The 18,110-nt window shown below is 61.7% G+C and carries 18 protein-coding genes; 17 read left to right on the top strand and 1 reads right to left on the bottom strand.

From position 1 onward, the window contains the following. Positions 1–291: 291 nt before the first annotated feature. Positions 292–1,245 carry a LysR family transcriptional regulator gene (locus D0550_RS33480; RefSeq protein ID WP_116813523.1) on the bottom strand — a complete coding sequence of 318 codons (954 nt, stop codon included), beginning with the start codon at positions 1,243–1,245 and terminating at the stop codon, positions 292–294. Positions 1,246–1,381: 136 nt separating this feature from the next. Between D0550_RS33480 and D0550_RS33475 the strand changes: the two genes are divergently transcribed. The 17 genes from D0550_RS33475 to D0550_RS33400 form a co-directional block, all read left to right on the top strand. Beyond that, complete coding sequence (locus tag D0550_RS33475; protein ID WP_116813522.1) at positions 1,382–2,851, top strand: form I ribulose bisphosphate carboxylase large subunit; 1,470 nt, start codon at positions 1,382–1,384, stop codon at positions 2,849–2,851. A 26-nt stretch (positions 2,852–2,877) separates the two neighbouring features. Continuing rightward, on the top strand, positions 2,878–3,294 hold the full coding sequence (locus tag D0550_RS33470) for a ribulose bisphosphate carboxylase small subunit (RefSeq protein ID WP_116813521.1): 417 nt from the start codon (positions 2,878–2,880) through the stop codon (positions 3,292–3,294). 11 nt (positions 3,295–3,305) lie between these two features. Continuing rightward, positions 3,306–4,208, top strand: a complete 903-nt coding sequence (gene cbbX / locus D0550_RS33465) for a CbbX protein (protein ID WP_116813520.1) — start codon at positions 3,306–3,308, stop codon at positions 4,206–4,208. Between the two features lie 16 nt (positions 4,209–4,224). Further along, positions 4,225–5,298 (top strand): class 1 fructose-bisphosphatase, encoded by a 1,074-nt coding sequence (locus D0550_RS33460; RefSeq protein WP_116813519.1) that lies wholly within the window; start codon positions 4,225–4,227, stop codon positions 5,296–5,298. Positions 5,299–5,307: 9 nt separating this feature from the next. After that, entirely contained in the window at positions 5,308–6,231 is a 924-nt protein-coding gene (locus tag D0550_RS33455) for a phosphoribulokinase (RefSeq protein ID WP_116813518.1), read from the top strand. A gap of 12 nt (positions 6,232–6,243) precedes the next feature. After that, entirely contained in the window at positions 6,244–6,957 is a 714-nt protein-coding gene (gph, locus tag D0550_RS33450) for a phosphoglycolate phosphatase (protein WP_116813517.1), read from the top strand. Further along, positions 6,954–9,008 carry a transketolase gene (gene tkt / locus D0550_RS33445; RefSeq protein WP_116813516.1) on the top strand — a complete coding sequence of 685 codons (2,055 nt, stop codon included), beginning with the start codon at positions 6,954–6,956 and terminating at the stop codon, positions 9,006–9,008. Before gph ends, tkt begins: the two co-directional genes overlap by 4 nt. A gap of 51 nt (positions 9,009–9,059) precedes the next feature. After that, positions 9,060–10,337 (top strand): HlyD family secretion protein, encoded by a 1,278-nt coding sequence (locus tag D0550_RS33440; protein ID WP_116813515.1) that lies wholly within the window; start codon positions 9,060–9,062, stop codon positions 10,335–10,337. Between the two features lie 12 nt (positions 10,338–10,349). Next, positions 10,350–12,521 (top strand): peptidase domain-containing ABC transporter, encoded by a 2,172-nt coding sequence (locus D0550_RS33435; protein ID WP_116813514.1) that lies wholly within the window; start codon positions 10,350–10,352, stop codon positions 12,519–12,521. Positions 12,522–12,529: 8 nt separating this feature from the next. Beyond that, positions 12,530–12,694 (top strand): hypothetical protein, encoded by a 165-nt coding sequence (locus D0550_RS35120; RefSeq protein WP_161966209.1) that lies wholly within the window; start codon positions 12,530–12,532, stop codon positions 12,692–12,694. Between the two features lie 72 nt (positions 12,695–12,766). Further along, positions 12,767–13,774: an MvdC/MvdD family ATP grasp protein gene (locus D0550_RS33430; RefSeq protein ID WP_116813513.1), complete on the top strand. Its 1,008-nt coding sequence runs from the start codon at positions 12,767–12,769 to the stop codon at positions 13,772–13,774. Next, complete coding sequence (locus tag D0550_RS33425; protein ID WP_161966208.1) at positions 13,767–14,828, top strand: TIGR04500 family putative peptide maturation system protein; 1,062 nt, start codon at positions 13,767–13,769, stop codon at positions 14,826–14,828. The genes D0550_RS33430 and D0550_RS33425 overlap by 8 nt, the downstream gene beginning before the upstream one ends. Further along, the gene (locus tag D0550_RS33420) at positions 14,806–15,174 is read left to right on the top strand and encodes an ECF-type sigma factor (RefSeq protein WP_206606712.1); all 369 of its coding nucleotides are present in this window, start codon (positions 14,806–14,808) and stop codon (positions 15,172–15,174) included. The genes D0550_RS33425 and D0550_RS33420 overlap by 23 nt, the downstream gene beginning before the upstream one ends. Positions 15,175–15,250: 76 nt before the next feature. After that, entirely contained in the window at positions 15,251–16,108 is an 858-nt protein-coding gene (locus tag D0550_RS33415; protein ID WP_116813511.1) for an amidohydrolase family protein, read from the top strand. Between the two features lie 4 nt (positions 16,109–16,112). Beyond that, positions 16,113–16,559: a helix-turn-helix domain-containing protein gene (locus D0550_RS33410; protein ID WP_116813510.1), complete on the top strand. Its 447-nt coding sequence runs from the start codon at positions 16,113–16,115 to the stop codon at positions 16,557–16,559. A gap of 71 nt (positions 16,560–16,630) precedes the next feature. After that, on the top strand, positions 16,631–17,023 hold the full coding sequence (locus D0550_RS33405; protein ID WP_116813534.1) for a VOC family protein: 393 nt from the start codon (positions 16,631–16,633) through the stop codon (positions 17,021–17,023). A 165-nt stretch (positions 17,024–17,188) separates the two neighbouring features. Next, positions 17,189–18,110, top strand: a 922-nt coding sequence (locus tag D0550_RS33400) for an FAD-binding oxidoreductase (RefSeq protein WP_153067469.1), incomplete at its 3' end; no start/stop codon positions are given.

Raw genomic sequence — 18,110 nt, 5'->3', positions numbered from 1 at the left:
CAGGCCGCTCTCCGGTGATACGGCCTACCGCAGCATTTGACAGGTCAGGACATCAAACGCCGTAATCTCCCTTGGTTGTCGCGATCGGCTACATCGCGAATTCGCTCTTGTTGCAACAAGCTGGCCAACTCGTATGAACGCCGTGGTGGCGCGCGGCGTGGGTCGCGATATTTGTTTGTTTTATCTTTAGTTTGGTGAACTGATTGTTGATCAGAAGCGCCCGAGACAGGTCGATGGCTTGCCCCGCGACGGTGCTTGTATACGAGGGTGGCACCGTGAATGCGCGCCGCACTACTCTTGGGCAGAGGCGGCTCGCAGAATGGATCTGCTCTCTTCGGCAGTCTTATGAATGATCGCCGCACCTTTCTCGAGCAGGAAGCTGCGGAACGCCACCGCGATCGGCGACAGGCGCTTGTCCCGCATGTGGATCACGAACCAGTCGCGAATCAACGGCAGGCCGGTCACGTTCAGGATCACCAGCTTGCCGGCGGCGAGTTCCAGGCCCACGGTGTGGATGGAAATGAAGCCGATGCCCATGCCGGCCATGACGGCTTGCTTGATGGTCTCGTTGCTGCTGACCTCCATGAATGCGCGGATCGGCACGCCTCGTTTGCTGAACACATGCTCCATCGACGCACGCGTTCCGGAACCTTCCTCGCGGATGATGAAGCTCTCGCTGCCCAGTCGTTCCAACGGAATGCGGCGCTTGCCTGCGAGCGGATGATTCGGCGAGGCGATCACGACCAAGGGGTGTTTCGCGAATGGCTCGGCGACGGTAATCAGCTCGCGCGGCGGTCGGCCCATGATGACCAGGTCCGTTTCGTTCGCCGCGAGCTGCTGGATGATTTCTTCCCGGTTGCCCACCGTGAAATGGATTGTGACTTCCGGATGGGCAGGCGCGAAAGCCGAGAGCAGCGAGGGCGCGAAGTATTTCGCTGTGCTCACCGCGCCGAGTTTCAGCACGCCACGTTTCAAGCCACGCATCGCTGCGAGCGATTCACCCGCCTCACGCAACAGCTCGGTGATTTGCGACGCGTAACGTAACAGCTCATCGCCTGCCGCAGTGAGATGGATCTGTCGCCCGACATGCTCGAGCAAGGGCAGTCCGACCTCGATTTCGAGCTGCTTGATCTGCTGTGAAATCGCAGGCTGCGTGAGATGCAGCTCGCGCGCGGCTTTGGTGAAAGAGCGATAGCGCGCCACTGACGCGAACACACGCATCTGCCTCAAAGTGATGTTCCGCATGGTGACTCCAGCGAACCGGATCCCCTACCGGTAGATAAGAGAATCTTATTCCGAGGTCAACTATTTCGAATTGGACCTAATAGGCCGGCGCGGCCACATTGTGTCCCACAGAGGCGGCACACTCGAGGCATGGGCTATGAAGAGAATAGGCAATCGCACTGCATCGGATCCGGTAGCCGAGCGCTATCGGGCTGGCGTGTTGAAGTATGCGCAAATGGGTTATTGGGACAGCGGCTATCGGCCCAAGGACACCGATGTGCTGGCGCTGTTCCGCATCACGCCACAGGACGGTGTCGACCCGAGCGAAGCTGCCGCGGCGGTGGCCGGTGAGTCGTCAACTGCAACGTGGACGGTGGTGTGGACCGATCGATTGACTGCTTGCGATCGCTATCGCGCCAAGGCCTACAAGGTCGAGCCGGTGCCCGGCTCGCCGGGTCAGTACTTCGCGTATATCGCTTACGATCTGGACTTATTCGAGCCCGGCTCGGTCGCGAATCTCACGGCGTCCATCATCGGCAACGTGTTCGGCTTCAAGCCGCTCAAGGGGCTGCGTCTGGAGGACATGCGCCTGCCAGTCGCGTATGTGAAGACATTCGCAGGTCCTGCCACCGGCACTATCGTCGAGCGCGAGCGGCTCGATAAGTTCGGTCGGCCGCTGCTGGGCGCCACAGTGAAGCCCAAGCTCGGTCTGTCCAGCAAGAACTATGGGCGCGTGGTGTACGAGGCGCTGCAAGGCGGCCTCGATTTCACCAAAGACGACGAGAACATCAACTCGCAGCCGTTCATGCATTGGCGCGATCGTTTTCTCAACTGCATGGAAGCGGTGAATCGCGCTCAGGCCGCCAGCGGCGAAATCAAGGGCCATTACCTCAACGTCACTGCCGCGACCATGGAGGACATGTACGAGCGCGCCGAGTTCGCGAAACAACTGGGCTCGGTGATCGTGATGATCGACCTGGTGATCGGCTACACCGCGATCCAATCGATGGCGCGATGGGCGCGCAACAACGACATGATTCTGCATCTGCATCGAGCAGGTCACAGTACGTACACGCGCCAGAAGAACCACGGCGTTTCGTTCCGTGTCATCTCCAAGTGGATGCGGCTCGCAGGGGTGGATCATCTGCACGCGGGCACCGTTGTCGGCAAGCTCGAAGGCGATCCGAATACGGTGCAGGGCTTCTACAACGTGCTGCGCGAGCCGCTCAACCCAGTGGATCTGCCGCGCGGCATTTTCTTCGAGCAGGACTGGGCCGGGCTGCCGGGGGTGATGCCGGTCGCTTCGGGCGGCATTCACGCGGGGCAGATGCATCAGCTACTGACCTATCTCGGCGATGACACCGTGCTTCAGTTCGGCGGCGGAACGATCGGCCATCCGATGGGAATCTCCGCGGGAGCGACCGCAAATCGCGTGGCGCTCGAGGCGATGGTGCTGGCGAGAAATGAAGGTCGAGACATCTGGCGCGAAGGGCCAGCGATTCTTGCCGACGCCGCCAAGCACTGCACGCCGCTGCGAGCAGCGCTGGATACCTGGGGTGAAGTCACGTTCGATTACGCGAGTACCGACACGCCCGACTTCGTGCCGACGCCGACCGCGGCCGCTTGATGACATTTACATCCGAGAGAACCGCCATGCGACTTACTCAAGGCACCTTCTCATTTCTTCCCGACCTCACCGACCAGCAGATCAGCTCGCAGATCGAGTATTGCCTGCAGCGGGGCTGGGCCGTGTCCGTCGAGCACACCGAGGATCCGCATCCACGCAATACCTATTGGGAGATGTTCGGCATTCCCATGTTCGACCTGAAGGACGCCGCCGGCATCATGCGAGAAGTGGACGAATGCCGGCGCACGTTTCCGAATCGATACGTGAAGGTCAATGCGTTCGATTCGACGCGGGGGGTCGAGTCGGTGCGGCTGTCGTTCATCGTGGCACGGCCTCAGGAGGAGCCCGGCTTTGAATTGCTACGTGAGGAAGGGCCAGGACGACTGGTGAGATATGCGTTGCGCTCGTACGCGACGCGACGGCCGGAAGGGCATCGGTACTGAGACGCCCTGCGATGAACTCCGTGGCCAAAACCGCTGACGACTTCAACCTCGACGCCGCGTTCCGCGACTCTCATGTCGCCGACGTGCTCGACCAGCTCGAAAGCGAGCTGGTCGGTCTCGCGCCGGTGAAGACGCGCATTCGCGACATCTGTGCGCTGCTGCTCGTCGACACGCTGCGGCGGCAGGCGGGCTTGAGCACCGAAGCGCTCTCGCTTCACATGAGCTTCACTGGCAATCCCGGCACTGGCAAGACCACCGTCGCGCTGCGCATGGCCGAGATCCTGCATCGACTCGGCTACGTTCGCAAAGGTCACATGGTTGCTGTGACTCGCGATGATCTTGTGGGCCAGTACATCGGCCACACCGCGCCGAAGACACGCGAGGTGCTGAAGCGCGCTATGGGCGGTGTGCTGTTCATCGACGAGGCTTACTACTTATATCGCCCCGAGAACGAGCGCGACTACGGTCAGGAAGCGATCGAAATCCTGCTGCAGGAAATGGAAAACCATCGCGACGATCTGGTCGTCATTCTCGCCGGCTACGAAGACCGCATGGACCGATTCTTCCGTAGCAACCCAGGAATGTCTTCACGCATCGCGCATCACATCGCCTTCCCGGACTATACCGCCGCGGAGTTACTGGCTATCGCGGATCTGATGCTCGGTCAAATGCAGTACACGCTGAGCGCGGACGCTCGGTCCGCCTTGGAGGAATATATCGAGCGCCGGCAGGCGCTGCCGCATTTCGCCAATGCCCGATCCATTCGCAATGCGTTGGACCGCGCTCGCTTGCGGCAAGCCAGCCGCTTGTTCAACAAGCGGGACGCGTCGCTTGCGAGGAACGATCTCATGACGATCGAGGCGGCGGACATCCGGGCCAGCCGCGTGTTCGCCGAGACTCCACCTGCAGAATGAGGGAGAAATTGCACACATGACCACGCTCGCGCCGAGAACGTTGACCCGATTCCTGATCGAGGAACAGCGCCGTCATTCGGGCGCGACCGGCAATTTCACTGCCCTGGTGAACGATGTGCGGCTCGCATGCAAGCGAATCGCGACGCTCATCGGCAAGGGCGCACTATCGGGCGCCTATGGAGATACGGGAGCGGTCAACGTGCAAGGCGAGGTGCAGAAGAAGCTCGATGTGCTCTCCAATGACATTTTCATCCGCACCAACGAATGGGGCGGTCAGCTCGCGGGCATGGTGTCCGAAGAGATGGAAAAGCCATACGCGATTCCGGCGGAGTATCCCACTGGCAAGTATTTGCTGTTGTTCGACCCATTGGATGGCTCCTCGAACGTGGACGTGAATGTCGCGGTCGGCAGTATTTTCTCCGTGCTGCGTTGTCCTGACGGTGTCACGGACCCGTCCGAGGAGCACTTTTTACAGCCGGGCATCGAACAGGTGTGCGCCGGGTATGCGATCTATGGTCCGTCCACGATGCTGGTGCTGACAGCCGGGCGCGGCGTGCACGGTTTTACGCTCGATCGTGAGATCGGCGAGTTCATGTTGACCCATCCGGATCTGCGGATTCCGGAAACTACCTCGGAGTTTTCTATCAATGCGTCCAATTCACGTTACTGGGAATCTCCCATCAAACGCTACGTCCACGAATGTCAGGAAGGCGCGGCAGGCCCGCGCGGTCGCGATTTCAACATGCGCTGGGTTGCCGCAGTGGTGGCCGAAGCTCATCGCATTCTCCTGCGTGGCGGCGTTTATATGTATCCGCGCGATCGGCGGGATCTGACCAAGCCCGGCCGCCTGCGGCTGCTGTATGAGGCCAATCCGCTCGGCTTTCTGATCGAGCAGGCAGGAGGGCGCGCCAGCACGGGCCGTGAGCCGGTGCTGACCATTCAGCCCGAGAGTCTGCATCAACGCATCGGTTTCATTTTCGGCGCACGCGCGGAGGTCGAGCGCATCGAGCGCTATCACCGCGAGTGCAACGATTTCGAGTTCAAGGCGCCGCTGTTCGGCACTCGCAGCGTGCTCAGAAACCCCGCATAGGCAACTCCCATGTCAGCCACACATCCGATCATCGCAGTCACGGGCTCGTCCGGCGCCGGTACGACATCGGTGTCGAAGACATTCGAGCAGATCTTCCGGCGCGAGGCGCTCACGGCCGCGTTCGTCGAAGGCGACAGCTTTCATCGCTACGACCGCGCCGGCATGAAGCAGCAGATGGCCGATGCCATTACTCGCGGCGATCAGTACTTCAGTCACTTCGGTCCCGATGCGAATCTGTTCGCCGAGCTCGATGGCTTGTTCAGAAGCTATGGCGAGAGCGGGCAGGGGCGTCGGCGCAAGTATCTGCATGACGATCAAGAGGCGGCGCCGTACGGGCAGAAGCCGGGAACGTTCACCGAGTGGGAGGACGTGCCCGAGTCGACCGACCTGCTGTTCTACGAGGGACTGCATGGCGCGGCGGCTCATGAGGACATTGAGATCTGGAGGCATGTCGATCTGTTGATTGGCGTCGTGCCGGTCATCAATCTCGAATGGATCCAGAAGTTGCACCGCGACCGCTCCACGCGTGGCTACTCGACGGAAGCGGTGGCCGACACCATTCTGCGGCGGATGCATGACTACGTGCACTACATCTGCCCGCAGTTCTCGCGCACGCATATCAATTTTCAGCGCGTGCCGGTCGTGGATACGTCCGATCCGTTCATTGCACGGTTCATTCCGAGACCGGACGAATCGTTTCTGGTGATCCGGTTTGCCAGCCCGCACGGCATCGACTTTCCCTATTTGCTGGCGATGTTGCACGACTCGTTCATGTCGCGCCCGAACACCATCGTCTGCCCGGGCGGCAAAATGGATCTGGCCATGCAACTCATCTTCACACCCATGATTCTGCGGCTGATCGAGCGGCGCAAAGAATCGCTGGCGCGCAGGTCGCAGCGCTCCACCCACGCCTTGCTGGAGCCGACTTTCTGACATGAGGTAGCCATGCCGAAGCTCATCGATTGCGTCGCCGCCGTGTCATTCGATTTGGATGGCACTCTCATCGACACCGCGCCGGATCTGGGGGCGGCCGCCAACATGATGCTGGTCATGCTCGGCGGTCGGCCGCTGACGGATGACCAGATTCCCGGGCTGATCGGCGCAGGCATCGATGAGTTCGTCAAGCGGGTGCTGTCTGCAAGCGGCGTGACGCCGGATGCGCGCTTGCATGAGACGGCTGCCACGTTGTTTCGGAATCTCTACGGACAACGTGTGTTCCAGCGCAGCCGTCTCTATCCCGATGTCGTGATGACATTGCACACGCTGCGCAGGCTCGGGCTCACCTTGTGTTGCGTGACGAACAAGGAGCGCAAGTTCTCCCATGCACTGCTGGAGCTCGCCGGGATCAGTGGATTCTTCGCCGCCGTGCTGTCTCCGGCGCGCCCGGAGGATAGAAAGCCGAGCCCGTCGCTGCTGTATTCGGCCTGCTCGCAGATTGAAATCGAGCCCATCGACATGTTGCTGGTGGGCGATTCGCGTACCGATATCCAAGCGGCGCACGCGGCGGGGTGTCGGGTCGTCGCGGTCGACTATGGCTATCACCGCGATCAGCCCCTGGAGGAGCTGCGGCCCGACGCCATCGTGAGCAACTTGAAAGAGATCATGGAACTGAGTGTGCGTCCTCGTAGCGGGACTCGTGCATTGAGGGCAATACCATGAGCGCAGAGCTCGACGTGCAACGATCAACGCGCACCCTCGGGCCGCGCCATGAAGGAATCAATGTGCTGCGTGCACTGGCGATGGATGCCGTGCAGAAAGCCAATTCCGGCCATCCCGGCATGCCGATGGGCATGGCCGAGATTGCCGAGGTGCTGTGGCAACGTCATGTGCGCCACAACCCCGTCAACCCGCAGTGGTTCAACCGCGACCGCTTCGTGCTCTCGAACGGGCATGGCTCGATGCTGTTGTACTCGCTGTTGCATCTGACCGGTTACGACTTGCCGCTACAGCAACTGCAGCGGTTCCGTCAGCTGCATTCGAGAACGCCCGGGCATCCGGAGCACGGCATCACCCCGGGCGTGGAAACGACCACCGGACCACTGGGGCAGGGCATTGCGAATGCCGTCGGCATGGCGATCGCGGAGAAGGTGCTCGCGGCGCAGTTCAATCGTCCGGGCTTCGAGGTGGTGGATCATCACACCTACGTGTTCCTCGGCGACGGTTGCATGATGGAAGGCATTTCCCACGAGGTGTGTTCGCTGGCGGGTACGCTCGAGCTGGGCAAGTTGATCGCTTTTTACGATGACAATGGCATTTCGATCGATGGCCACGTGTCGGGTTGGTTTACCGACGACACGCCGCGACGCTTCGCAAGTTACGGCTGGCACGTTGTGCCGAACGTCGACGGGCACGATAGCGACGCCGTCGATAACGCCATCCGCGCGGCGAAGTCGGTGCCCGACAAGCCTTCGCTGATCTGTTGCAAGACCGTCATCGCCAAGGGATCGCCGAACAAGGCCGGCAGTCATGATGCTCATGGCGCGGCGCTCGGTGAGCAAGAGGTCGCCGCCACGCGCTCGGCACTGGGATGGAATTACTCCGCCTTCGAGATTCCTGCACATATCTATGAGCTGTGGGACGCGCGGCGGGCCGGGGCGATCTATGAGGAAGCCTGGCAACAGAAGCTGACTGCATATGCAACGGCTCACCCGGAATTGAGTGAGGAGCTCGAGCGTCGCATGCAGGGCGCATTGCCCGATGAGTTCGCAGAGAACATCCGCCGTCTGATGGCACGCACGCAAGCGAAAGCTGCATCGATAGCGACACGTAAGGCCTCGCAGGAGGCCATCGAGGGGATCGCGCCCGCATTGCCGGAGTTGATCGGCGGCTCGGCGGACCTCGCCGGTTCGAACCTCACCTTATGGTCTGGCTCGCACGCGGTTACTGCCAAGAGCGGGGGTAACTATATCTATTACGGCGTGCGGGAGTTCGGCATGGCCGCGATCATGAATGGGCTGGCGTTGCACGGCGGATTCATTCCGTATGGCGGCACGTTCCTGACCTTCTCGGACTACTGCCGTAACGCTCTGCGCATGGCTGCTCTAATGAGACTGCGCTCGATCTTTGTGTTCACTCATGACTCGATCGGACTGGGCGAGGACGGTCCGACGCACCAGCCCATCGAGCACGTCGCGACGCTGCGATTGATTCCGAACATGGAGGTCTGGCGACCGTGCGACAGCCTCGAGACCGTCGTCGCCTGGGGCGCGGCGATCGAGCGGACCAGTGGGCCGACCAGCCTGGTGCTCAGCCGGCAGAATGTCCCGTTCCAAGATCGCGATGCGCAGACGATTGGAAACATCCGTCGCGGCGGCTATGTGCTGGCGGAGTCGGAAGGCAAGCCGCGTGCCGTCATCATTGCGACGGGTTCAGAGGTTGCGCTCGCGGTCGAGGCGCAGAAGGCGCTGGCGGGCGAGGGCATTCCAGTTCGGGTGGTCTCGATGCCTTCAACCACGGCGTTCGATCGCCAGGATGCCGAGTATCGCGACCAGGTATTGCCGTTTGAGCTGCCCTGCGTCGCCGTCGAAGCCGGCGTGCCCGACATCTGGCGCAAGTATGTGGGTCGGCGCGGCGTCGTGGTTGGCATCGATCGGTTTGGGGAATCGGCGCCGGCCAAGGATCTGATGCGCTATTTCGAGTTCGTGCCTGAGCGTGTCGTCGCCGCCGTCAAAGCCGTGCTCGAACAGCGGGTCGTCGCGATTGACCTTTAGGCCAGGTCTCGGGCTGAGCCACTTTGACGGTGGTTCTCGCTTCAATCCGGTATGGAGCCCGTCAACGCAGCCCCCAGCCGTCCCCGAAGCACGCTCTTCCGCCAGGAAGCAGTAGATGCTCACCGGCTGTCTCTGGTCGGCGAGTCGCTGGCGGCGCATCCGGTTTCTTTTCCGCGCCTGACCGCGATCTCGGTCGGCATCGTCGTCGCGCTGGTGCTGTTCGCTTGCTTCGGAGAGCTGGTGCGCAAGGCGCAGGTGCAGGGCTATCTGGCGCCGAGTGCGGGTCTGATCAAAGTGTATGCACCGCACGCCGGCACGCTCGTGGAGCGCCGGGTCACCGAAGGCCAGACAGTTCGTCGCGGCGATGCGTTGTTCGTCGTGTCGCAGGAAGGCGCGTCGACGCAGATTGCCGAAACTCAGGCGACCGCCATCGCTCAGCTCGAGCAGCGCTTGAAGAATCTCGAAGCCGAGCGGGCCGATCAGCAGAAGCTCGCGACCGTGCAAGCCACCTCGTTGCGGGAGTCGTTGCTCAGCCGGGAGCGCGAGTTGCGGGAACTGGACGATTCGATTTCGCTGCAACGGGAGCGTGCTGCCAACGCGGAACGAATCTCCCGTCGCCATGCCGAATTGCTCGAGCGTCACTTCGTGTCGCAGATCGACGCGGACCAGAAGTACGCTGAAACTCTCGAACAGCAAGCGCGATTGCAGGAACTGCGTCGCGGTCGTACGCAACTCGAGCGTGACATCAAGTCGCATCGTCAGGAACTCGCGACCACTGAGATCAGCGCGCGTCAGCGTCTGTCCGAGATCGAGCGCGAAACGCTGGCGCTGGCTCAGGAGCGGGCGGAGTATCAGTCACGCCGCTCGATCGTGATTACCGCGCCGGCGGATGGCACCGTCACCGCGATCGCCGGTGAGATTGGCCAGACCGTTACCGATCGCACTTCGCTGCTCGCCATCCTGCCAAAGGATGCAGAGCTGCAGGCGAAGCTGCTCGTGCCCAGCAGCTCCATCGGCTTCATCGATATCGGCGATCAGGTGTGGATGCGCTACCAGGCGTTTCCGTATCAGCGCTTCGGCAGCTTCAACGGCGAGATTGTCGAGATCGCTCGCACGTTGATGGCGCCCGAGGACCTCGATCTGCCGGTGGCATCCAAAGAGCCGTTCTATCGTGTAACGGTGCGTCTGGCCTCACAGCAGGTCAAAACCACAGCGATGGATTTTCCTCTGCAGGCTGGCATGCAGCTGGATGCGTCGCTGTCGCTGGAGCGCCGCCGCCTGATCGAGTGGGCGATCGAGCCGCTGCAGTCCGTGACCAAGCGCATGTGAGTCACCTGAGTCATGCAGCTCAACTTCTCCGGTAAACGACGCACGCCAGTCGTGCTGCAGACAGAGAGCGCCGAATGCGGGCTCGCCTGTCTGGCGATGGTCGCCGGGTATCACGGTCACGATCTCGACCTGGCGTCGCTGCGCCGTCGCTACTCGTTCTCCATGCAGGGCGCGACGCTGGCGCACATCATGCAGGTGGCGAGTCATCTGCAACTCGGCTCGCGGCCCATGAAGGTCGAGCTCGAAGCGCTGCCGCGAGTGACGATGCCAGCGATCCTGCATTGGAACTTCAATCACTTCGTCGTGCTGGCGGAAATGCGTGGCGGCCGTGCCGTCATTCACGACCCGGCCTGCGGTGAACGGGTGCTCACGCTGGCTGAGCTGTCGCCGCACTACACCGGCGTCTGCCTGGAGCTGTCGCGGCTCGAAGAGTTCCAACCGCAGCAGGATCGTCAGCAAGTCTCGGTGTTCCAGCTGCTGGGCCGTTTTCACGGCATGAAGGGCACGCTGCTGCAGATCTTTTGCATGGCGCTGGCGCTCGAAGTGCTCACGATCCTGGCGCCTTTTTTCACGCAGCTGGTGGTGGACAACGCCATCGTCTCGGCGGATCGAGATCTGATCACAGTGCTCGGGCTCGGCTTCCTGATGATTGCGCTGATTCAAGTCGGCGTCACGGCGGCGCGCGCCTGGGTGTTGATGGTGCTGGGAACACGCTTGAACGCGCAGATGGTGACCAATTTGTTTGCACATCTGTTGCGGCTGCCGATGGCATTTTTCGAGAAACGGCATCTCGGCGATCTGTCGTCGCGTTTCGAGTCGCTCAATGCCATCCAGCGCACGCTCACCTCGAGCTTCGTCGAAGCGCTGGTGGATGGTTTGATGGCACTCGTTACGCTCGGCGTGATGGTCGCCTACAGCGGCACGCTGACCGCCATCGTCTGCGTCGCCGCTGTTCTTTATGCACTGCTGCGTGCCGCGTTGTATCGCCCGCTGTTCTACGCTCAGCAGGAGCAGATCGCGCACGCCGCCAATCAGCAGACCAGCTTTCTGGAGACCATCCGCGGCATCCAGAGCGTGAAGCTGTTCAATCGTCAGTCGCAGCGGCGCACGATGCACGAGAACCTGCTGGTGCGTAACTTCAACGCTGCGATTCGCACCGAGCGGCTGGACATTCTGTATCGGGGATTGAACGGCGCGCTGTTTGGCATCGAAAACATCGCCGTCATCTGGTTGGCCGCACTGCTGGTGCTCGATGCGCAGTTCACCGTCGGCATGCTGTTCGCATTCGTGTCGTTCAAGACGACTTTTGTCAGCCGCGTCGGCGCGTTCACGGACAAGGCCATCGAGCTGAAGATGCTGGGCCTGCATGCCGAGCGCGTGGCCGACATCGCACTCGCGCAGCCGGAGCCCACTGGCACGAACGAGGTCGCGTCGACTCTCGTGCCCGACATCGAGTTTCGCAATGTCACATTTCGCTATTCGAGCTTCAGCGCGCCGGTGCTCCACGACGTGAGCTTCAAGATTGCGGCGGGAGAGTCCGTCGCCATCGTCGGCCCGTCGGGCTGCGGCAAGACGACGCTGCTCAAACTGCTCCTCGGCCTGCTCACGCCGACCGAAGGCGAGGTGCTGATCGGCGGCGTAAGCATCGCCCAGCTGGCCCCGGCGCATCTCGATCTCATTGGCGCGGTCATGCAGGAGGACAAGCTGTTCGCAGGCTCCCTCGCCGACAACATTTGTTTCTTCGATGCCAATGCCGACCAGGCTCGTATCGAAGAGTGTGCGCGGCTGGCCGTGATTCACGACGACATCGCGGCCACCCCCATGGGTTACAACTCGCTCATCGGCGACATGGGCGACGCGCTCTCAGGCGGGCAGAAGCAGCGAGTGCTGCTGGCTCGCGCGCTGTACAAACAACCGAGAATCCTGGCGCTCGACGAGGCAACCAGCCACCTCGACGTCAACTGCGAGCGCGGCGTGAATGAAGCCGTGCAGTCGCTGTCGCTGACCCGAATCATCATTGCGCATCGTCCGGAAACCATCGCCATGGCCGGCCGGATCATCGCACTACCGAATGTCCCGGAATCGCGAGCAAGGGCCCACTCGCGGCATCGGACACGCCTCCCTCCGGAGGGGGAGGGCCTCGCGCAGCAGGCCCGTTCCAATGCAATTCACTCAATTAGGTAAACAGGATCATGACTAACGAAATTCGCATCGAGATCAAGGATCTGGATCAGGCCGTCGGCGTCGAGCTGAGCCAAGAAGAGCTGCAGGCTGTGACTGGCGGCGCGAAGATGGTGCCGACCTTCACCTGCGGCCGGTTTGGTGTCGACGAGTGGGACGTCATCGGCGGCGGCTAATCGCCGATCGATGATCGTGCGCGCTCCGCCGTTGCGGTGGAGCGCGCTCTTTGCAGCGATAACGAGCAACTCATGATTCTCATCGTATCCGCCGCCACCGATCCGAGCGCACTGGCTGTCGAACGGCGCCTGCGCAGCAGGGGTGTCGAAGTCATGCTGTTCGACACGGGACGCTTTCCTTCGGAGGCGCGCATTAGCGTGTCGTACCGCGACGGTGTGCCACGCTATGCTCTGCGAGTGGACGGACAGGTGGTCCGCTTCGACGAGGTCACCTCCATCTTGTTCCGTCGGCCGACTGCATCCACCGCGCATCCGTCGATCACGGATGAAGAAGTGCGGGCCGTCGTCGAGCAGGACTGCGGCGAGTTCCTGAACGCGCTCTGGGACAGCATGGACTGTCTGATGTTGCCGGGCAGCCCGACCAACATGAAGATCGCACAACGCAAGCCGACTCACATGGCGCGTGCCAAAGCATTGGGCTTCGACATCGCGCCCACGGTGTTTACCAACGACCCTCTGGAGTTCCTCGATCTGTATCGGGAGCAGGAGGGGCGTCTGATTCACAAGATTACCGCGAACCTCACGCTCCGGGAGCGTATGGGCACCGAGTTTTCCCGGCTGACGTGCGGCGTCACGCGTCGCGATGTCATGCACGCCGAATCGGTGAGTCTTGCGCCCATCGTCTTCCAGGCCTACGTGCCGAAACGCCTCGAGCTGCGCGTGACTGTCGTAGGCGATCGCGTCTTCGCCGCGGAAATTCACTCGCAGCAAACGAATCGCACGCACTTCGACTGGCGACGTTACGATCTCGGCTCGACGCCGCATCACCCACATCAGTTACCGCGTGATGTCGCCGAGCGCTGCGTGCAGCTGGTCGCGCAGTTCGGCCTCACCTACGGCACGATCGATCTGATCCTGACACCGGACGATCGCTATGTGTTCCTCGAGCTCAATGCGGCGGGCGAGTATGCCTGGATCGAACAGGTCGCAGGACTGCCCATCAGCGACGCCATTGCCGACTTGCTCATGTCCCCCATGCGCGGGCACTCATTGCCCGTTGCGGAGCTTGCCCATGCTTGAGACCCATCATTCGGTCGTGACAGATGTTCTGTCGTGTCTCGAAGGAATTGCCAAAGAGGGCGTGGCGCCGTCGCAAGCTCACGGCCGCGTGAACGCCGTGCGCTCGCGTCATCCGGCCGCGTCTATCGAGCTGATCTGGGATGACCAGGCGTTCGACGGCTCGCGGCACTACGACGCGTTGATCCGGCCGCCAGGGTTCCAAGGAACCGTCTCGCTGAGCGTCTGTCACGACGACGCATTGCCTTGGCCGCTGCGTGGGCTGCAGCCGTGGCGCGATTCCGAGCTGCTGCGTGTGAACGGAATCGTCATGCCGGTGGAAAACGCGATTCGACATCTCGACCTGCTCTGGCAGCGCAAGCCGCTGATGCGGCGCTTGATCGACAGTTGTCTGATCGAGGCCGAGCTGGAGCGCCGACAGATCGAAGTCGACGAGGCGGAGGTGCAGACGGCGGTGAACGATCTTCGGCGACGTCGCGGACTGCTGACGGCGGCCGACACGCATGCCTGGCTGGCTGAAAGCGGCATGAGCATGCAGGGCCTGACGGACCTGGCCGGGCGCCTTGCTCGTGCGGCCAAACTGCGCGAGATCGTCGTAGGCGAGGACGTTGAGCGCTATCTCGAGTCTCATTGTGACGAGTTCGACGTCATCAACACCCGAGTTCTGCAAACGCCGGATGCGCGAGCTGCGCGACAGCTCACAGACGCTGTCCGCGAGGGTTCCCGGTCGTTCTTGCACGTTGCCGAGGACGCTGTGTTCAGCGACAGCAGCGGACGTACCCAATTCTTCTATCGTAAAGAGCTGCGCCATCGACTGGCGGCACGCATGCCGGAGGATTCGTTGTCATTCTCTGCCGGCGATCTGTTCGGTCCGCTGGACGAGGGCGATGAGTGTCTCGTGATCGATGTCGTTTCCGTCGAGCCTGCGATGGGCAATCCGCATCTGCGCGGTGCCGTCGTGACGCGTCTGTTCGAATCATGGTTGCGTGAGCAGCGACAGAAGGCACGCATCGAGTGGTTCTGGGGACCGAACCGTGCGACGCAAGCCGCGAGATAGAGGCACGCCACCGCCCATCGACTGGCAGGAGCGGGCGCAGTTCTTCACTCTTGCGGTGGCGGCTATGAGCCGGTTTCGCGCTGCTCGTGCGGAAGATCGGCGTGCCAAGCGCCCAGGCATGCTCTCGACCAGCGAAATCTTTGAGGACCGGGAGGCGCTGAACGAGCTCCTGTCGCGTTTGGAAGTGCTGGATCCGCGCCAGGCGCAAATCGTGGAAATGCGCTGCTTCGGGCTCACGATCGAGCAAACCGCCGAGGCGCTCGGCCTCTCCGACGACACCGTGAAGCGCGAATGGACCCACGCCCGCGCCTGGCTGCGGTTCGAGCTGTCACAAAGATCGTCCTGATTCTCTTGCCCGCGAGATAGCGTCTCGCGCACACTCCCTGCCGGCGTACGGATACCTTGAGAGGAGTTGGCTTTAGATGAAACATCGATTGTTGCTGGCGTTGCTGTTGCTGTCGCTCTCATGCCTGGCTCGAGCGGCGGATCGACAGCAGGTTTTCGACGTTCATGTCCATATCTGGGAAGGCGAGAAGTCGGTCAAGGCGTACCTCGCTCAAGTTGCTGCCGCGGGGCTGGAAGTAACCGGCTTCGGCGGAATTCACATGGCGGTGCTGGGCAAGGTGGCCGAGACTCGGGCCAAGAATGACGAGCTGATCGCGCTCAGCAAGCGCTATCCGAAGATGCTGCCGATTGCTTCCGTGCACCCTTACGAAGGCGCAGCGGCCTTCGCCGAGCTGGAGCGTCTGGCCGGTTTGGGCGTACGAACCATCAAGTTACATCCGCACACTCAAAAGTTCGATGCGGCGGACGAGCGCGTGCTCGCCCTGTGCAAACGAGCCGGCGAGCTCGGCTTCGTCGTGCTGATGGACAACGCGAACATCCTGCCGGGCGACAACCCGAAACTGTTCAACCTCGCGTTGCAGGCGCCGAAGACTCACTTCGTGTTCACGCATCTCGGCGCGCTCGAATTCCGCTTCTGGAACATTCTGCCGCTGGCGAGAACGGCTGAGGGGTTGATGGAGAGCAATTTCCATTTCGACATCTCGGGGACCGTCGTGCTGCTCGCTGACTCGCCGTTGAAGGATGAGTTCGTCTGGACCCTGCGCAATGTGGGTATCGACAACTTGTTGCTGGGTTCGGACTTCCCGCAAATGTCGCTGCAGAAAGCCGTCGATGCGTTGAGTCGGCTGGGCCTGACCGAGGAAGAGATCCGGAAAATCCGCTGGGACAACGCCGAGCGCCTGCTGTTGAAGGAGCGCCCGAAGTCAGTACGATAGGGCGATGATCGTCACCGCAGCCCCGGGCGGAAATTCCACGGTTCGCCGGCTCGCCCGCGCCCGGGAGCTGCTACATAGCGCTTTGGATGAGAAGCTGACATTAGAACGCGTGGCACGCGAGGCGGCGCTGTCGCCCGGTCAGTTCAACCGCACGTTCAAAGCGGTATTCGGCCAGACGCCACAACAGACTCGCATCGCTGCCAGGATGGAGTTGGCGAAGCGCCTGCTCATTACCGATTCCATGGCCGTCACCGACATTGGTGCGGCCGCGGGGTTCGCGAGCCTCGGCACGTTCAGTCACGTATTCACGCAACGAGTCGGCGTTTCTCCGTCCGTATTCCGGCGCCAGGCGCGCGTATTGATACAAGTGCCGGGGACCCTGCCGCCCACACTGTATCCCGGTTGCTTCATGCTCATGCGGTACTGGCCGGAGCCGATGCGCAGTATTTGAGAAGCGCATTGCGGCAGGCTCAGGCAAGCTCCGTAAGTTCCATCCAACACTTGCCGAGGCACACCGTGGGTTTGAAGATCAAGCTGGTCAGCATCCTGGTCGAGAATCAGGACCACGCGCTCAAGTTCTACACCGAAGTGATCGGGTTCAAGCCGAGCAAGGACATCGATGTCGGCAATGGCTTCCGCTGGCTCACGCTGGTCGCACCGGACGGGCATCCCGATGTGGAGCTGGTGCTCGAGCCCAACGCGAATCCAGTCGGCAAGACCTTCCAGACCGGCCTGTTCCAGCAAAGCATTCCAGCGACGGCGTTCGAAGTGGACGATATCGAGGCGGAGCATCGTCGGCTCAAAGACCGTGGCGTCGTGTTCACCATGCCGCCGACCGATATGGGCGCAGTGACCATTGCAGTGTTCGCCGACACCTGCGGCAATCTGATCCAGATCTATCAAGCACCCAAGTGATCTCGGCGTTCTCCGGCGGAAGGTCAGCTCATCGTGATTGGTGCCCCAGGCACACCTCCTGACCAAAGACAGTAGTAACAGCGCGAGTTGCATTCACGAGCGCACGCGCATCTACTTTCGTGGCCGAGCAAGCGCCGGCGCAGACCGGCGCGCAAAAGAATAAATGTGCTGCGCATCAACATCGGGGTGCCTATGCAACGCCGCGAGTTCGTCAGTTACGCGATTCTGGCCGCTGCCGCACTGCCGACATTGAGATTCGTCCCGGTGTTGGCCCGCTCCGGGCCCGTTGCCGATGTTCCCGCAGTGACTGCCGACGGCAGCGCCATGACGCTGCGAAGTGCAGAAGTTCGTGAGCTGGCTGAGTCGTTGCAAGGACAACTGCTCCTGCGTGGCGATGCTGGATACGATGAAGCTCGGCTGCTGTTGAATCCTTCCTTCGACAAACATCCGGCGCTCATCGTACAGCCGACGGACGTTTCCGACATTCAGAAGGCCGTGATTTTCGCGCGTCAACACAACCTGTTGCTGGCAGTGAAATGCGGCGGGCACAGTTTCTCCGGTCAATCGACCTGCGAGCGCGGCATGCAGATCGATCTGAAGGATTTTCGCGGCGCGGCGGTCGACACGGTGGCGCGTCGAGTGTCGGTCAAAGGCGGCAGCCTGTTGGGATCGGTGGATCGCGAGTCGATGACCCAAGGCTTGGTCACGCCGCTCGGCACTGTGTCGCACACAGGGGTAGGAGGGCTGACGCTCGGCGGCGGATTCGGACGAGTCGCGCGACGGTATGGGATGGCCATCGACAATCTCAACGCCATGGATGTGGTCACAGCCGATGGTCAGTTGCGTCATGCGAGCCAGAGCGAGAATCCGGATTTGTTCTGGGGGCTGCGCGGCGGCAGCGGCAACTTCGGCGTTGTCACCAATTTCCAGTTCAAGCTGCATCCGATGCAGCGGCAAGTCGTGGCCGGTAAATTGACATTCCCGGTCGAGAAAGCACGCGACCTGCTCACGATGTACGCGGACTACGCGCCGTCGGCGCCGGATGAATTGTATTTCGATCCTGTCTCTTATACACATCTGACGCTGC

It is taken from the genome of Steroidobacter cummioxidans, from assembly GCF_003104955.1.
Note: the sequence above shows the minus strand (reverse complement) of the source record. Positions and strands in the feature narration are given on the sequence as shown.